Annotated in this window: 15 protein-coding genes; 8 read left to right on the top strand and 7 right to left on the bottom strand. The window is 32.6% G+C overall.

Translation table 11 applies throughout. The annotated features are described in order from the left end of the window. Positions 1-3 precede the first annotated feature (3 nt). The 5 genes from H526_RS0107160 to H526_RS0107140 form a co-directional block, all read right to left on the bottom strand. Positions 4-1,398, bottom strand: a complete 1,395-nt coding sequence (locus H526_RS0107160; protein ID WP_027392371.1) for a DUF1800 domain-containing protein — start codon at positions 1,396-1,398, stop codon at positions 4-6. 56 nt (positions 1,399-1,454) lie between these two features. Continuing rightward, a complete protein-coding gene (locus H526_RS0107155; RefSeq protein ID WP_027392370.1) occupies positions 1,455-1,847 on the bottom strand; it encodes a VOC family protein in 393 nt (130 codons plus the stop codon). After that, the gene (locus H526_RS0107150) at positions 1,847-2,587 is read right to left on the bottom strand and encodes a hypothetical protein (protein WP_035084852.1); all 741 of its coding nucleotides are present in this window, start codon (positions 2,585-2,587) and stop codon (positions 1,847-1,849) included. Before H526_RS0107150 ends, H526_RS0107155 begins: the two co-directional genes overlap by 1 nt. A 29-nt stretch (positions 2,588-2,616) precedes the next feature. After that, positions 2,617-3,078, bottom strand: a complete 462-nt coding sequence (gene coaD, locus H526_RS0107145; RefSeq protein ID WP_027392368.1) for a pantetheine-phosphate adenylyltransferase — start codon at positions 3,076-3,078, stop codon at positions 2,617-2,619. Positions 3,079-3,165: 87 nt separating this feature from the next. Further along, a complete protein-coding gene (locus H526_RS0107140) occupies positions 3,166-4,143 on the bottom strand; it encodes a D-alanine--D-alanine ligase (protein WP_027392367.1) in 978 nt (325 codons plus the stop codon). A gap of 94 nt (positions 4,144-4,237) precedes the next feature. Here H526_RS0107140 and H526_RS28565 point away from each other — a divergent pair, with 94 nt between their 5' ends. The 3 genes from H526_RS28565 (at position 4,238) to H526_RS0107125 (ending at position 6,202) form a co-directional block, all read left to right on the top strand. Then, positions 4,238-4,816 (top strand): PASTA domain-containing protein, encoded by a 579-nt coding sequence (locus H526_RS28565; RefSeq protein WP_035084849.1) that lies wholly within the window; start codon positions 4,238-4,240, stop codon positions 4,814-4,816. Positions 4,817-4,841: 25 nt separating this feature from the next. Further along, positions 4,842-5,891 (top strand): RluA family pseudouridine synthase, encoded by a 1,050-nt coding sequence (locus H526_RS0107130; protein WP_027392366.1) that lies wholly within the window; start codon positions 4,842-4,844, stop codon positions 5,889-5,891. A gap of 119 nt (positions 5,892-6,010) precedes the next feature. Beyond that, complete coding sequence (locus H526_RS0107125; protein ID WP_027392365.1) at positions 6,011-6,202, top strand: cold-shock protein; 192 nt, start codon at positions 6,011-6,013, stop codon at positions 6,200-6,202. Between the two features lie 89 nt (positions 6,203-6,291). Here H526_RS0107125 and H526_RS28560 read toward each other — a convergent pair whose 3' ends face one another. Then, positions 6,292-7,656 (bottom strand): glycoside hydrolase family 99 protein, encoded by a 1,365-nt coding sequence (locus tag H526_RS28560; RefSeq protein ID WP_051336038.1) that lies wholly within the window; start codon positions 7,654-7,656, stop codon positions 6,292-6,294. A 341-nt stretch (positions 7,657-7,997) separates the two neighbouring features. On the opposite strand from H526_RS28560, the gene yaaA reads away from it, so the two are divergent. The 5 genes from yaaA (at position 7,998) to H526_RS0107095 (ending at position 15,498) form a co-directional block, all read left to right on the top strand. After that, on the top strand, positions 7,998-8,759 hold the full coding sequence (gene yaaA, locus H526_RS0107115) for a peroxide stress protein YaaA (protein WP_027392364.1): 762 nt from the start codon (positions 7,998-8,000) through the stop codon (positions 8,757-8,759). Positions 8,760-8,852: 93 nt separating this feature from the next. Continuing rightward, positions 8,853-9,359 (top strand): TRAP transporter small permease subunit, encoded by a 507-nt coding sequence (locus H526_RS0107110; RefSeq protein WP_027392363.1) that lies wholly within the window; start codon positions 8,853-8,855, stop codon positions 9,357-9,359. Further along, positions 9,359-10,705: a TRAP transporter large permease gene (locus tag H526_RS0107105; RefSeq protein WP_027392362.1), complete on the top strand. Its 1,347-nt coding sequence runs from the start codon at positions 9,359-9,361 to the stop codon at positions 10,703-10,705. The genes H526_RS0107110 and H526_RS0107105 overlap by 1 nt, the downstream gene beginning before the upstream one ends. 30 nt (positions 10,706-10,735) lie before the next feature. Further along, positions 10,736-11,869 carry a TRAP transporter substrate-binding protein gene (locus H526_RS28555; RefSeq protein ID WP_035084846.1) on the top strand — a complete coding sequence of 378 codons (1,134 nt, stop codon included), beginning with the start codon at positions 10,736-10,738 and terminating at the stop codon, positions 11,867-11,869. A 176-nt stretch (positions 11,870-12,045) separates the two neighbouring features. Then, complete coding sequence (locus H526_RS0107095; RefSeq protein ID WP_027392361.1) at positions 12,046-15,498, top strand: pyruvate carboxylase; 3,453 nt, start codon at positions 12,046-12,048, stop codon at positions 15,496-15,498. A gap of 83 nt (positions 15,499-15,581) precedes the next feature. On the opposite strand, the gene H526_RS28550 is transcribed toward H526_RS0107095, so the two are convergent. Further along, a partial coding sequence (locus H526_RS28550; RefSeq protein WP_035084843.1) for a T9SS type A sorting domain-containing protein occupies positions 15,582-16,151 on the bottom strand: 570 nt, incomplete at its 5' end.

Here is a 16,151-nt window from a genome sequence, read left to right as displayed (position 1 = left end):
GTTTTAGCAAAGTTGATATTCTGGTAAACTCATTAATTCAACTATAAAATTTTTAGTGTCTTTAGAATCTAGTTTGTTTACAACCATTTTTGCACCATTTGATAATTCTGGCTGTATTATAAAATCAATTAATTCTTCTTTATTTTCTTTTTCCAATGAAGCAAGAAAGGACTGCCAATTAGGGGTAGCTTTGGTTTTTCTCTGCATTTTTGATTTTACTTTATTATAGAATTTTTCTCGCATCATTGCTGTAGTTCCATCATCATTGTTATTCCACTCAATAACTCCGTTGTTTAGGGTTACGGATGCCAGTTTTAAGCGTAGCATTAAAGTAGAGCTGTCGATCCAAGATTTTCCACCAGGCCATCCAGCTACATTAGGTGGTAAAAATAAAGTTTGATTTAGTTTACGTTGAAGGTATAATAGTACTTTTGGATCCTTATAGGCTATCCTAAAAGGTTTACTTAGTCCGACAAGTAGTTCTACAGGTGATTTTATTTTGACACCTATGTTTTGAGGTTCATAAAACCAATCACTTAAGAATATGGTTTTCATTAAAGTTTCGAGATTGTAATTGGAGTTATAAAAGATATTTGTTAGTTCTTTTATATGAGAAGGTTCTATTTTTTCATTAACAAAGTATCGATATATCTTTTCAACGAGATATTTCGCTGTCTGTTTTTGTTCTAAAAGAATTTTGATAACATCTTCGCCTTTAAAATCACCAGTTTTTCCTAGGATAGTTTTAGAACCAAAATCGTGATGTTTTTGTCTAAACACAAATGCTCCACTTTTATTAAAATTCCACCCAGTAAAAGCCCTTGCGGCTTCTTTTATATCTATTTCTGTGTATCCATTATCTTGTCCAAGTGTGAAAAGCTCCATAACCTCTCTGGCAAAATTTTCATTGGGATTATTTTTTCGATTTTGCCTATTGTTTAGAAATAATAACATGGCAGGAGACTTAGAGACTTCGATCAACATCTCTCCAAAGTTTTCTAATGCATGCTTTCTTATTATATTGTTTAAATGCAATGCTGCTCTTGGTGTTTTTAATCTAACAGCAAAATGATTGTGGAAAAACAATGTAATCTTTTCTCTTAAGACATGTTTGGTTTCTACTAATTGTTTTAACCAAAGAATATTAAGTTCTAACAATTTTTTATTGCGAAGTTTTCGTAACTCTTTTCGTTCTTCTCTAGATAAATCTCGTGGATTTTTTAGTAAAGCTCCAAAATCAAGGGATAGATCAGTGCTTTGTCTGCTTTCTGAAAACAGATGATTTACTATTTCGTTTTTAGAAAATTTTCTAACATTTTTTAATTCTGAAGAATCGATTCCAAAACCAATACGCCAATAGAGATGTTGTATTTGTTTATCTGTTAAAGAAGTATTCATGATCGCAGTCTTTTTTAGTAAGACCGTGATTTAGGAAAAAGGTTTAAATGAGAAATTTACTTTTTGGGTTCTATAAGGTCCCACTTGTTTCCATATAAATCTTCAAAAACTACCACAGTTCCGTAGATTTCTTCTCTGGGTTTTTCTAAGAAAATAACTTCTTTTGATTTCATCGTATTGTAATCTCTCCAAAAGTTATCAGTTTGAAGGAAAAGAAAAACCCTTCCGCCGGTTTGATTTCCAATTGCTTTTTTCTGTTCTGCAGTGGTTCCTTTTGCTAGTAAAATAGAGGTTTCTGAGTCGTTTTCTGGAGCTATGGTTACCCAACGTTTATTATCAAGTTGGATGTCTTGAATTAATTGGAAACCTAGTTTTTCGGTATAAAATCGGATTGCTTCATCATATTCTCTGACAACAATACTAATGGTTCCAATTTTTCTTTTTTTCATTAATCACAAGTGATTTCGCTCAATATTGTGGTTTCGTCAATTGCATCATTTTGATTGATATTTTCAGAGAATAAAACAAATCGATCAAGTGCATGAAAGGTAGATCTAGCCGAAACCTCCATGGTGTAAGTGCCAGGCGTATCAAATTCTACAAAAATATCATGAGCATCATTATCACTAGTAGAGGATTGCCATTTCCATTGATCCGCAGGACCACTTTTGTATATTTTAAACCAGCCATCTTTGCTAGAACCATTTGGAGTAGGAGATTGACCAGTATCTGCAGGGTAGACTACACTTTCTCCTTTTTTTCCATAAAACTTTGAAGCATCTGCAAATCGCAACCATGAATCATTGTGTTCAGAACCTGATGTTCCATTAGTTATTCTGGATCTCCAGATAAACCGATAAACACCTGGATTGGAAATTTTTATTTTATAAGTAAGAAGACCATTTCCAGGAGCTCCTAAGAATTGATTTTCTTTCCATACCAAGTAATGTGTTCCTAAGAATCCTGTAGTAGTGTTTTCTTTTATCCAATCATTATGGTCTTTAATACTTTCGAATTCGACGGCTACTAATCCGTCTTTTTCTTCATAAATCGCACTATCAGGGTTTTGGCAAGTTATAGGATCAATAGTATCATCACCAGATTCATTATCATTATCACTGCTACAAGCATAAAAAAGAGTAATAATGCTAATAATGAATAGTTTACTGATGTTAGGTGTGGTTTTCATGTAGGTATATTTTTGGGGTTTTACGAATTCTATTCTTTTTTGACAATTACGGTATCTGGTACCAAACCTGTATAATCTCCATTGTTTCTTATAACGTCTCTTACGATTGAAGAAGATATATAGCTTTTACCTGATGATGTTAGTAAAAAGACAGTTTCAATTTCAGTTAGTTTTCTGTTTGTATGAGCAATGGCTTTTTCAAATTCAAAATCAGCTGGATTTCTTAATCCTCGTAGAATAAAATTAGCATCTTGCTGTTTGCAAAAATCTACTGTAAGACCTTTGTAAGTCATTACTTTGATTTTAGGTTCATCTTTAAATGCTTCTTCAATAAAATGTTTTCTTTCTTCAAGCGAAAACATATATTTTTTTTCAGCATTTACACCAATTGCTAGAATGATTTCATCAAAAAGAGTTAATCCTCTTTCTATTATATCGTAATGCCCCAAAGTTATAGGATCAAATGAACCAGGGAAAACAGCTCTTCTCATAAGTGATTTCTCAATGTTAATATAAAGATTAGGTAAAGTTACAAAGTTTAAAATTAGTATAATCTTAATTTCTAATGTACTTACTTATTATCCTTTTATTGCTTCTTCTATAGTATTGGTTAGTAAATCTTGTAAGCTAATCCCTGCCGCAATTGCTTGTTGTGGTAAAATACTTGCTTCACTAAATCCTGGATTAGTGTTCATTTCGATAAAATGAGGTTCGCCATTGTGAAAAATGTATTCACTTCTCGAAAAGCCTTTCATTTTAAGTATTTGATATACTTTTAATGCTAGATCTTTTACTTTTTTCTCATCGTTTTCATTCAATCTAGCTGGTGTAATTTCTTGTGATTTACCTAAATATTTAGCTTCATAATCAAAAAAATCATTTTCAGAAACAATTTCAGTAATTGGTAATACAGTATCTTTTCCTTTGTAGGTAATCACTCCTACAGAAACTTCTGTGCCGCTTAAGAAAGATTCAATGATAATTTCATCATCTTCTTTATAAGCTATATCTATTGCAGAAAGTAATTCATCTTCTTTATTTACTTTAGAAACTCCATAACTACTGCCTGCTTTATTAGCTTTTACAAAACAGGGTAATCCTACTGTATCAATAATAGCTTTAGGGTTTATAGTATCTCCTTTATTTAGAAAGTAATTTGTAGCAGTAGGAATACCATAAGGTTTTAAAGTACTGATACAGTCTCTTTTATTAAAGGTAAGTGCTGCCTGATAAAAATCACAAGCAGTTTGCGGAATTCCTATAAGCTCAAAATAAGCCTGTAATAATCCATCTTCTCCTGGAGTCCCATGAACAATATTAAAAGCGGCATCAAAAATAATTTTAGAACCATCTAAGTGTAACGAAAAATCACTTCGATCTATAGGTGTCTTTTCATTGTTATCATTAACGTAATACCAGGAATCTTTGGTTATGTAAATACGATAAGGTTCATAGATGTTTTTGTCCAAATGTTTGTATACTACATTTCCACTTTTAATAGAAATGTCAAATTCACTGGAATAACCTCCCATAAGGATGGCAATTTTTTTCTTCATTGAATAAGGTTTACAAACAAAAATATCATTTATCTAACAACAAAAGCTAAAAAGTTTCCGTTTTTATATCTTTGCCGAAACTATCAATTGATACATGGAATTTTTTAAAGGACTTTTGAGATTTATTTGGAGTAAGACATTTCTTATTCAACTAGTAATAGCTGTCGCTATGACTGCAATCTTATGCTTTATTGCACTAAAATGGTTGGATAGCTCTACAAACCACGATCAGCGAATAGTGGTTCCAAGCTTAAGTAAGAAGTCATTAGATGAGGTTAAAATGCTTGTGGAATCTAAAGATTTACGATTTGAAGTTCAAGATTCTGCAAATTTCAATCCAGATTTCCCAAGATATTCTGTCATAGAGCAAAACCCTCCTGCTGGAAATATGGTAAAGGAAAATAGAAAAATCTATGTTACTTTAAACCCATCGGGTTATCGTAAAATTGAAGTTCCAGATGTTATACGTAAAACTAGAAGACAAGTAGAGCCAAGATTGGTAGCTTTAGGTTTTAAGATTGGAACTATAACATTTAAACCCGATCCATCAGACCAAGTATTAGAACTTAGATATAAAGGAAAGAGATTAAAGCCTGGAGATAAAATAATGAAGACATCAACTATTGACTTAGTAGTAGGAGATGAGAGTGGGAATCTAAGACTTCCTCAATAAAATTAAATTCTTAAAGAAAATACTTTTGCAAGAGAATCCGAATATTGAAGAATTAGGACCTAATGAGGATGACCTATATGAACATCATCGTTTTGTTGCTGGCGCAGGTCAAGTTCCGCTTAGAGTAGATAAATTTTTGATGAATTTTGTTGAAAATGCTACTCGTAATAAAATACAACAGGCAGCTAAGGCTGGTAGTGTTTTTGTCAATGATATCCCTGTAAAGTCAAATCATAAGGTGAAACCAAATGACGTGGTTAGAGTTTTGTTTGCTCATCCCCCTTATGAGAATTTGTTAACTCCAGAAAATATTCCTTTAGATATTGTATACGAGGACGATGTTTTGTTGGTGGTTAATAAACCTGCCGGAATGGTAGTACATCCGGGTCATGGAAATTATTCAGGAACCTTAATTAATGCACTAATCTATCATTTCGATAATCTCCCAAATAATAGTAGTGATCGTCCTGGATTGGTTCATCGAATAGATAAAGATACTAGTGGGTTATTGGTAATAGCAAAAACTGAAGATGCTATGACACACTTGGCAAAGCAGTTTTTTGATAAAACTTCGGAGCGAGAATACGTTGCCATCGCTTGGGGTAATATAAATGAAGATGAAGGAACTATTGAAGGTAATATTGGGCGCCATCCTAAGAATAGATTACAAAACACAGTTTTTGAGGGAGATGAAGCCGATAAAGGAAAACCAGCAGTTACTCATTATAAAGTTATAGAACGTTTAGGGTATGTAACCTTAGTTTCTTGCAAATTAGAAACAGGAAGAACTCACCAGATTCGTGTACATATGAAGCATATAGGGCATACATTATTCAATGATGAACGCTATGGAGGAGAAAAAATTCTGAAAGGAACCACTTTTACTAAGTATAAACAGTTTGTAGAAAATTGTTTTAAGGTGTTACCGCGGCAGGCCTTGCATGCTAGGACTTTAGGGTTTGTACATCCCGTAACCGGCGAGAAAATGCATTTTGAAACTTCTATACCTGATGATATGGCGCAATGTGTAGAGCGTTGGAGGAATTATGCTAAGAATCAATTGGATGTCGAGTAAACTTTTACTACAAAAACTACTAAGGTGATATATTAAATAAACGTTACTAAAAACTTTATTTTGAAATAAATAGGGATTGCTCGGTAAATAATATTATCTTCGCGCTTTAATTATTTATAATGAACAAAGGAACAGTAAAATTTTTTAATGACTCCAAAGGATTTGGATTCATCACAGAAGAAGGATCAAACAAAGACCATTTCGTACACATTTCAGGCTTAATCGACGAAGTTCGTGAAGGTGACGAAGTAGAGTTTGAACTTAAAGAAGGTAAAAAAGGAATGAACGCGGTAAACGTGAAAGTATTATAATATATACATTTTGACTTTTTTAAAACATAAGCCCGTCTTTTAAGACGGGCTTTTTTTGTTTATAAATGATTGTTGTATAAAATGTTTAATTATAGAAACCGATTTACAGCTTTAATAATTTTATCAGCTCGTACCATATTTTGTTGTTTAATATATTTATAGGTCCTGTCAAGGTATTTTTGGGCTGTAATATTATTCTTAAATTCTTTTCTAGCTGCGTATAGATCTAATGCGACATTTAAGTCAGTTGTAGTGAATTCTACGCCAGTATATTGCTGTAGGAGTTGTAGATACATAAAACCAAATTCTTCTGTTGGTTCTATCATAGTTCCTTCGCCAAAATCATTCCAAGTAATTATTTGAATAAAATCTGAAATTTCATGATGTGTATAGTTTAATGTTTCTGCAAATATTTGACCTTGGTTATGATCTATACTCCATGAGTTGATCCCTTCAGACCAACCACCTTCTTCGTAAAAACTGTTAAAACCTGGATATGATGATCCTACTATAGTTAAATTCTCGGTTGGATAATAATTATAATAATGTTCATGCGCTAGTAAGTGATCCTTGTCTACCCATAGGAATTCCCCAGTTGCATTTTCTCCTACTAAATTATTTGCTGCCCATAATGTTAGAAAATCTGGACGATTATCTGTTGGTAATATATCAAAAATAGTATCCCATTCTGGTTGAGTTGTAATATGATGCGGACCAAATACAAATAATAGATTTTTATTATTATGTTTTATATAATTGGGACTAGAAAAGTATGTATCATTAATATATAATAAATCTTCTTGTACGGCTTCAATAGGACTAGGAGATAGGTTTTGGTTAAAGGATTGAACTGCTACTCGGTCTTCATACATAATTGAAAAATCAAAATCTAAATCTTCTAATCTTGTTATAAAACTTTCCGTAGCATTTTTGATTTTTTGGTAATCGTGTAGATCTTTACTTCCATACCAATCGAATATCACCCCATCAATACCTGCTAATTTCATCATTAAAAAATGATATTCTTGTAAATCAGGATCGCTTGAAGAATAAGGACCAATTGCTGGATAATAGTAGGAAGCAATTTCTCGTTTGCCGTTTTCTTTAATATTATCGGGGTTTTGATTTGTCATGGTCCAATGCTGACCCCAGTATCCATCAAAATCTTTGTTCTGGAACCATGGCATATAATGCATATAAATTTTTTTAGGATTTTCTTTTTCTACATTCATTCCGGATACGTCTTTTATATATCCGTTTTTTGCTAGTTTGATGATTTCTAGCTCTTCATCTAGTACTTTTTTTAGTTGTGCATTCGTATAAGTTGTATCCTGAACAGCTGAAGGAATTGCTTGTTCTTTTTCGGTTTTTAGTATTTCATCCTTTTCACAAGAATAAAATAAAACAACTAAAAAAGTAATAGAAAGGCATTTGGTTGTAATTCGTAGTTTCATGTCATATATGTTTATTTATTTAATAGAATATGTGAGCTTGCTATTAAATAAGATAAATAGGTGTGTTATTGATTGAAAAAATATCAATCAAACTATATATGACAATTGTAAATTTTTTTGAGTAAATTACGTTTAAAACGTTATAAAGTTAAGGGATTTTTTCTGTTAAAAAAAATATAATTTCCTTTTTGTTAGTTAATTAGGTTTTTGGTGTTGAAAAAAAGTATTCTTTTTGTTTTGTTAGAATAGAACATGTCAATACTTCAATAGACAAGAATTACCTGGGCTGATTTTATATGTCGACTTACTATTGTATTTTTGGGAAAACAAAAGTTATCGGAATGAAAATCGTAATATCTCCTGCAAAGTCTTTGGATTTTGAAACGCCTTTGCCTACTAAAAAATATTCGGAACCATTATTTTTGGCTGAAGCAGAAAAGTTAAATTCAGTTCTTCAGAAAAAAACTCCTAAAAAATTGTCAGATTTGATGAATATCAGTGATAATTTGGCGCAACTAAATTGGCAACGTAATCAGGATTGGAACCTTCCTTTTACAGCAGAAAATGCACGACCTTCTGTGTACGCATTTAAAGGAGATGTTTATCTAGGACTAGATAGCTACAATATTCCAGAAGATAAATTAGATGTTTTACAAGATAAATTAAGAATACTATCCGGTTTATATGGAATTCTAAAACCTTTAGATTTAATGCAACCTTATCGATTAGAAATGGGAACTAAGCTTAAGGTAGGGTGTAAAAATAACTTATACGAATTTTGGAAAAAACAGGTAACCGAACAAATTAATGAGGAATTACAAGAAGATGAGTTGTTTGTAAATCTGGCTAGTAATGAATACTTCAGTGTTATTGATAAAAAGACGTTAAAAGTTCCTATTATAACTCCACAGTTTAAAGATTGGAAAGGTGATAAATTAAAGATGATTAGTTTCTTCGCGAAAAAAGCCCGTGGTATGATGGTACGTTATATTATTGATACAGGAGCAGAAACCATAGAAGAATTAAAAGGATTTAATTATGATGGATATAGCTTTAGCTCAGAGTATACAACAAAAGAAAATGAGCTAGTTTTTGTGAGATAACCAGTATTAAGTTATCCGGAAATTATTTTCAAAAGCAACAATTGTATCTAATTTTAGTATCTTCAACACTTATATATTTATATACAAGTGTAGATGCAAAAAATCATAAGTTTTCTTGATCGAATTGGCGAAAAAACAGGCGCTTTAGTAAGCTGGATTGCTGTTTTTTTAGCAGTTGTAATTGGTTTGGATGTTATCATAAGGTATGTGTTCCAATTTACATTTATCTGGATGATCGAAACGGAGATCTATTTATTTGGTATTCTATTTTTGGTAGGTTCTGGATACACTTTTAAACACGGAAAACATGTACGAGTAGATGTTTTTTATACTAATTTTTCTGAAAAAAGAAAAGCTTGGATCGATTTGCTAGGAGGAGCTTTTTTACTAATTCCATGGTGTTATGTAGTAATCGTTTCTTCGTGGTACTATGGCTTGTCATCATTTATGATACAAGAATCTTCTCCACAAGCGGGAGGGTTGCCAGCACTTTATGTACTTAAATTTTGTATTACACTGGGATTTGTGTTTTTGCTTATACAAGGCATTTCTCAGATGCTAAAATCAATTCATATAATAATTTTTAATAAAGATAATTAATGGAGTTTTTAGCAATTATTCTATTCGTAATTATCTTTATTTTAATTTTAAAAGGATATCCTGTTGCCTTTACTTTGGGAGGGATTTCTGTGGCTTTTGCTTTTGGGGTATCGATTTTTGCTCCTGAGTATTTTACAATGTCTACATTTTATTTATTGCCTTCTCGGATTATGGGAGTTGTAAATAATTATGTTTTAATGGCGGTTCCCTTGTTTATTTTTATGGGAATTATGCTGGAGAAATCCGGACTTGCTCAAAGTTTATTAGAAACTATGGCAATGATGTTTGGTCGTGTAAGAGGAGGTTTAGCAATTTCTGTAGTTATTGTAGGTGCTTTATTAGCCGCTTCTACAGGTATTGTAGGAGCTACCGTAGTGACAATGGGATTAATTAGTTTACCTACAATGCTAAAAAGAGGTTATAAAACTGAACTTGCGGTTGGAGTAATTGCATCCTCTGGAACTTTAGGGCAAATTATTCCTCCTTCTATAGTTTTGGTATTATTGGCTGATACTATAAATAGTTCATCAAGAGGAGCGGCTTCAGTAGATGTGGGCGCATTATTTTCTGCAGCTTTACTGCCCGGTTTAATTTTAGTTGGTTTATATATATTATATATATTACTAAAGTCATTTTTTCATAAAAAAGATGCCCCGAGTATACCTGCTGAAGAAATTGCAGCATTTCGCGGAAGTAATTTCACTTCTAAAATCATTAAAATATTATTACTACCAGTGCTGTTAATTATAATCGTATTAGGTTCCATTTTTACAGGTGTTGCTTCTCCTACCGAAGCTTCAGCAATAGGAGCATTAGGAGCAACTTTTTTAACCATTATTCAGAAAAAGTTTTCGCTTAAAATACTTAAAGAAGTTGCGCAGGAGACAACTCGTTTAACATCTATGGTGTTTTTTATATTGTTAGGCGCAACTACATTTACATTGGTCTTTAGAACATTAGGTGGAGATAGATATCTTCAAGAATTGATTATGTCATCTCAATTGACTCCAATGATGTTTTTGTTGTTAGTAATGGTTGTGATTTTTGTAGCAGGATTTTTTATAGATTTTATAGAGATTGTATTTATAATAGTACCTGTTGTAACCCCAATTTTTAATGCTTTTGATATGAATATGCTTTGGGTTGGGATTTTAATGGCATTAAATTTACAAACTTCGTTTCTTACTCCACCATTTGGTTTTGCTTTGTTTTATCTAAAAGGTGTTGCGCCAGAAACCGTCAGAACCAGTCAAATATATCGAGGTATTATACCTTTTATTATAATTCAACTTATCATCGTAAGTTTAGTAATGTTTTTTCCTGAGATTATTTTTAACGGAGACTAATTTTTTAAGTTACTTTATAAATATAGAACTATGAATTTAAATTCAGTAAAAAGAACACGAGTTATTAGAGGATTTGTGCTGACTACAATGACAACTTTAGTTCTGTCTTGTTTGGGTGAACCACCTGCTAGTATGAGTAACCCGACATCATATGGTATTGCAAAACCAGATAAAGTATTTCATTGGAAAATGACTACAACTTGGCCTCCTAATTTTCCTGTTGTAGGAGAAGTAGCTGAAAAGTATGCCGAATGGGTAGATGAGCTTTCTAATGGTCAGATTAAAATTAAAGTATATGGAGGTGGAGAATTAGTACCTCCTTTAGAAGCTTTTGATGCGGTTTCTCAGGGAACAATTGAGATGGGCTGTGGAGCAGCATATTATTGGGCAGGTAAAACTCCGGCTGCACAATTTTTTGCAGCGGTTCCTTTTGGAATGAATAGTCAGCAAATTACATCTTGGTTAGAGGTAGGAGGAGGTTACGAACTTTGGAAGAAAACATATGCAAAATTTAATCTAGTGCCTTATATGGGAGGGAATACTGGAGTTCAAATGGGTGGATGGTTTAATCGTGAGATTAATTCAATAGAAGATTTTAAAGGACTTAAAATGCGTTTACCGGGGATTGGGGGTAAAGTTCTTGAAAAAGCGGGAGGAGCAGCTGTTTTAGTTGCGGGTAGTGAGATTTATACAAGCTTAGAGCGAGGAGTCATTGATGCTACAGAATGGATTGGTCCTTATCATGATTATAAAATGGGATTTCATAAAATCTCAAAATATTATTACACGCCAGGTTGGCATGAAACTGGTTCTCAATTGGAATTTTTTATCAATAAAAACTTGCACGATGGTTTACCACCACATTTACAAGCTGTTTTACAAGCAGCAGCAAAACGAGCACAAGTTTGGGTGTTATCAGAGTTTGACAAACAGAATGGAATTTACCTGGATAAATTGGTGAATGAAGAAGGGGTAGAGATCAGAGAATTTTCCAAAGAAACGTTGGATGCTTTAAGAGGTTTTACTGATGAGGCTATAGAAGAGATGATAGGTAATGATCCATTATCAAGAGAGGTTTATGAAAGTTATTCTGGTTTTCAGAAAAGAATTTCTAAATGGTCTGAGGTCACCGAGAAAGCCTACTATAATAAGATTCAGAAATAGTGTGCACATTATATACAAAAGTATGGAACATAACAGGAAGAGCGAATTAGTTAATTATTAATATAAAACTTATTTATTTGATTTATTCTGTTTAAAATGTATTGCAAGTATTCATACTAATCGATATCTTCGCAGCGAATGTTCGCTAAATATTATTTAAACACAAAATTATAATCATGCAAATCAAAAAGGTTTTAGTTGCTAATCGTGGTGAAATTGCCATCCGAATTTTTAGAGCGTGTACAGAAATTGGTCTACAGACGGTTGGAGTGTATACTTATGAGGATAGGTATTCATTACACCGATATAAAGCAGATGAAGCTTATCAAATTGGTGCTGATAATGAACCTTTAAAGCCATATTTAAATATTGAGGCGATTATTCAGGTAGCAAAAAAGAATAATGTAGATGCAATACATCCGGGATATGGATTCTTATCAGAGAATGCTGATTTTGCCCAAAGCTGTCAAGAAAACGGGATTATTTTTATAGGTCCTAAAGTATCAGTACTTCGTTCATTGGGAGATAAAATTATGGCAAAAGAAGTTGCTATCGCTAATAATATTCCAATTATTCAAAGTAATAAAGAAGATCTTACTGACGTGAAAATTGCTATAAAAGAAGCAAAACGTATAGGGTTTCCTGTGATGTTAAAGGCAGCTTCTGGAGGAGGAGGAAGAGGAATGCGTGTGATTAGAAGTGTCGAAGAATTAGAAAAAGCATATCCAGAATCTCAAAGAGAAGCTTTAAATGCATTTGGTGATGATACTGTTTTTCTAGAAAAGTTTGTAGAAAACCCAAAACATATTGAGATACAAATTGTAGCGGATCATCATGGAAATATGGTGCATCTTTTTGAACGTGATTGTTCTGTACAAAGACGTTATCAAAAAGTAATAGAATATGCTCCTTCATATGGAGTTTCGCAGGAGATTTTAGATAATCTATATAAGTATGCGTTAACAATTTGTAGTGCAGTAGATTATAATAATATTGGAACCGTAGAATTTTTAGTTGATGATGATGAAAGTATTTATTTTATTGAAGTAAATCCTCGTGTACAAGTTGAGCATACGGTTACTGAGATTGTTACAGGTGTTGATTTAATTAAAACACAAATTTTTATTGCGGGAGGATACCAACTTTCTGACAAACAGATTAAGATCGAAAGTCAAGAAAGTTTGAAAGTAAATGGATATGCAGTACAATGTAGGATCACCACAGAAGATCCGGAAAACGATTTTAAACCTGATTATGGAACCATAACTACCTATAGAAGTGCATCGGGATTTGGAATTCGATTGGATGCAGGGAGTGTATATCAAGGAGTAACTATTTCTCCTTTCTTTGATTCTATGCTAGTAAAAGTTTCTGCCAATAGTAGAACTTTGGATGGCGCTTGTAGAAAAATGCGTAGAGCATTATCTGAATTTAGAATTCGAGGTGTAAAAACGAATATGCCTTTTTTAGATAATATTTTAAATCATGATACTTTTAGGAAAGGGGCGGTAACGGTCAACTTTATTAAAGATACAAAGGAACTGTTCAAGATTAAGGAATCTCGAAACCGAGCTACTAAATTAGCTAATTTTTTAGGAGATATTATTGTTAACGGTAACTCTGATGTTAAAAATATAGATCCAACGAAAACTTTTGTAATACCTCAAATTCCGAGTTATAATGAGAAAGCTAGTTATCAAAAAGGAACAAAGGATTTACTTACAGAACTGGGGCCTGAAAAATTCGCTTCTTGGTTAAAAAATGAGAAGAAGGTTCATTTTACAGATACAACTATGCGTGATGCGCATCAAAGTTTACTTGCAACAAGAATGCGAACGTATGATATGCTTAAAGTTGCTGAAGGATTTGCAAAAAATCATCCGGAGGTTTTTAGTATGGAAGTTTGGGGTGGAGCAACCTTTGATGTTTGCCTTCGATTTTTAAAAGAAAATCCTTGGGAACGTCTTCGTTCTTTGAGAAAAGCTATGCCTAATCTGTTGTTACAGATGTTGATTAGAGGATCTAATGGTGTTGGGTATACAGCCTATCCGGATAATTTGATTGGTAAATTTGTCGAACAATCTTGGGAAAATGGAGTAGATGTATTTAGGATCTTTGATTCATTGAATTGGATGAAATCGATAGCACCTTGTATAGAACATGTTAGAACTAGGACAGAAGGACTTGCAGAAGGTTCATTATGTTATACAGGTGATATTTTAGATCCGAAGCGTACTAAGTACACTTTAGAATATTATGTGCAATTGGCGAAAGATATCGAAAATGCTGGAGCTCATATATTAGGAATAAAAGATATGGCTGGTTTGCTAAAACCATATGCAGCATATGAATTAGTATCGGCTTTAAAATCAGAAATTAATATTCCAATACATTTACATACGCATGATACTTCTTCGGTACAATCTGCAACGTATTTAAAAGCAATAGAAGCTGGAGTAGATGTTGTAGATGTTGCATTAGGGGGACTTTCTGGATTAACAGCACAACCTAATTTTAATGCAGTTATGGAGATGTTGAAATTCCATGATCGGGAGAATCAAATGGATAAAGTAAAGTTAAACGAATATTCTAATTATTGGGAAGCTGTACGTGAGTATTATTACGTTTTTGAATCTGGTCTAAAAGCAGGAACAGGAGAAGTATATCAGCACGAAATTCCAGGTGGACAGTATTCTAACTTAAAGCCACAAGCACAAGGTCTGGGATTAGCAGATCGTTTCCATGAAATTACCAAAATGTATGGAGAGGTTAATACGCTATTTGGCGATATTGTAAAAGTTACACCAAGTTCTAAGGTAGTGGGTGACATGGCTCAATATCTGGTAAGTAATAATTTAACGATAGAAGATGTAAAAGAAAGAGGAGAGACTATTTCATTTCCGCAATCTGTAGTTAGTTTGTTTAAAGGGGAATTAGGGCAACCAGAAGGAGGTTTTCCGAAAGATCTTCAGAAATCAATTTTAAAAGATCAAAAACCATTTACGAATAGACCAAATGCTCATTTAGAACCGGTAGATTTTGAAACAGAGTTTAAAGATTTTGTAAAAGTCTTTAAGAAAGGAATGGGTAGAGAACTAGATATAACAGATTTCCTTTCATATAAATTATATCCCAAAGTATTTACAGGAGCATATAATCACCACGTTAAGTATGGTAATGTAGTTAATATCCCAACTAAGAATTTCTTTTATGGAATGACTCCAGGAGAGGAAATTATCATAGAGCTAGATAAAGGTAAAATCTTATTGATTGAATTAATTTCTATAGGAGAGCCTCATGAGGATGGAATGGTAACAGTTTTCTTTAAAGTAAATGGACAGACAAGAAATGTAGAAGTTAAGGACAATTCAATTAAAGTTGATAAGGTAGTTCACGCCAAAATCGATAAGGCAGATAGTAAACAAATTGGTGCGCCTTTACAAGGATCTCTATCTTCTGTATTAGTGAAAACTGGTCAAGAGGTAAAGAAAAATGATCCATTGTTTATTATAGAAGCTATGAAAATGGAGACAACAATTACTGCTAATGAAGATGCTACTATTAAGAAAATAGTTTTGAAATCTGGAACAATGGTTGAAGCAGATGATTTGGTAATTGTACTGAAATAATAAATATTCAATATTTATTTAGAAAACAAAAAAGTCTCTAAGTTTTTAAGCTTAGAGACTTTTTTTTGATCACATATAAAATTTTATTCTTTTATAATCCTTTTTACAGTGTTTCCTTTTTCTCCTTCAATATTTACGAAGTAAATACCAGAGTTTAATTCCGAAATATCAAAAGTATTGGTATTACTTTCAAAAACTTTTTTACCTATCATATTGAATATTGTTGCTTTTTTTATTGGAATAGATATGTTTAACAGGCTTTTAGTTGGAATAGGGTAAATACGTAAATCTTGATCTTTTAATTCTTCTTCTTCCACGTTAAGAGTAGCAACAAGAAAACAGGAGGATCTTTCTGAACATCCATTAAAAGTGATTTCTACTGAGTAATTACCATTCTCTATTGCGGTAAAAGATTGATTTGTTTCACCAGGAATAGAGGTATTGGTTTCACAATCAATCCATTGGTAAGAAGCTCCGGAAATGTTGGCTGTAAAAGTTGGTGATGAGGTATCATCTACAGATGTGTCTGGAATTCCAAATACTTCAATAGTATCTGAAGCAGTATCATTACATGCATTAGCATTTGTAAAGCTGTATGTTATTGTATGAACACCTGCAGCTGCTATTGTGGGATTAAAGGAATATGTTGTTCC

The organism is Aquimarina latercula DSM 2041 (genome assembly GCF_000430645.1).
In the GTDB taxonomy this organism is placed as follows: domain Bacteria; phylum Bacteroidota; class Bacteroidia; order Flavobacteriales; family Flavobacteriaceae; genus Aquimarina; species Aquimarina latercula.
The sequence above is the reverse complement of the archived record's forward strand: the minus strand, read 5'-3'. Positions and strand labels throughout refer to the sequence as shown.

Excerpts from the sequence above, each read along its gene's own strand:
- coaD (WP_027392368.1), bottom strand. The coding sequence starts at position 3,078 with ATGAGAAGAGCTGTTTTCCCTGGTTCATTTGATCCTATAACTTTGGGG.
- H526_RS28560 (WP_051336038.1), bottom strand. The coding sequence starts at position 7,656 with ATGAAACTACGAATTACAACCAAATGCCTTTCTATTACTTTTTTAGTT.
- H526_RS0107140 (WP_027392367.1), bottom strand. The coding sequence starts at position 4,143 with ATGAAGAAAAAAATTGCCATCCTTATGGGAGGTTATTCCAGTGAATTT.
- H526_RS0107105 (WP_027392362.1), top strand. The coding sequence starts at position 9,359 with ATGGAGTTTTTAGCAATTATTCTATTCGTAATTATCTTTATTTTAATT.
- H526_RS0107155 (WP_027392370.1), bottom strand. The coding sequence starts at position 1,847 with ATGAAAAAAAGAAAAATTGGAACCATTAGTATTGTTGTCAGAGAATAT.
- H526_RS0107125 (WP_027392365.1), top strand. The coding sequence starts at position 6,011 with ATGAACAAAGGAACAGTAAAATTTTTTAATGACTCCAAAGGATTTGGA.
- H526_RS0107095 (WP_027392361.1), top strand. The coding sequence starts at position 12,046 with ATGCAAATCAAAAAGGTTTTAGTTGCTAATCGTGGTGAAATTGCCATC.
- H526_RS0107160 (WP_027392371.1), bottom strand. The coding sequence starts at position 1,398 with ATGAATACTTCTTTAACAGATAAACAAATACAACATCTCTATTGGCGT.
- H526_RS28565 (WP_035084849.1), top strand. The coding sequence starts at position 4,238 with ATGGAATTTTTTAAAGGACTTTTGAGATTTATTTGGAGTAAGACATTT.
- H526_RS0107150 (WP_035084852.1), bottom strand. The coding sequence starts at position 2,587 with ATGAAAACCACACCTAACATCAGTAAACTATTCATTATTAGCATTATT.
- H526_RS0107110 (WP_027392363.1), top strand. The coding sequence starts at position 8,853 with ATGCAAAAAATCATAAGTTTTCTTGATCGAATTGGCGAAAAAACAGGC.
- H526_RS28555 (WP_035084846.1), top strand. The coding sequence starts at position 10,736 with ATGAATTTAAATTCAGTAAAAAGAACACGAGTTATTAGAGGATTTGTG.
- yaaA (WP_027392364.1), top strand. The coding sequence starts at position 7,998 with ATGAAAATCGTAATATCTCCTGCAAAGTCTTTGGATTTTGAAACGCCT.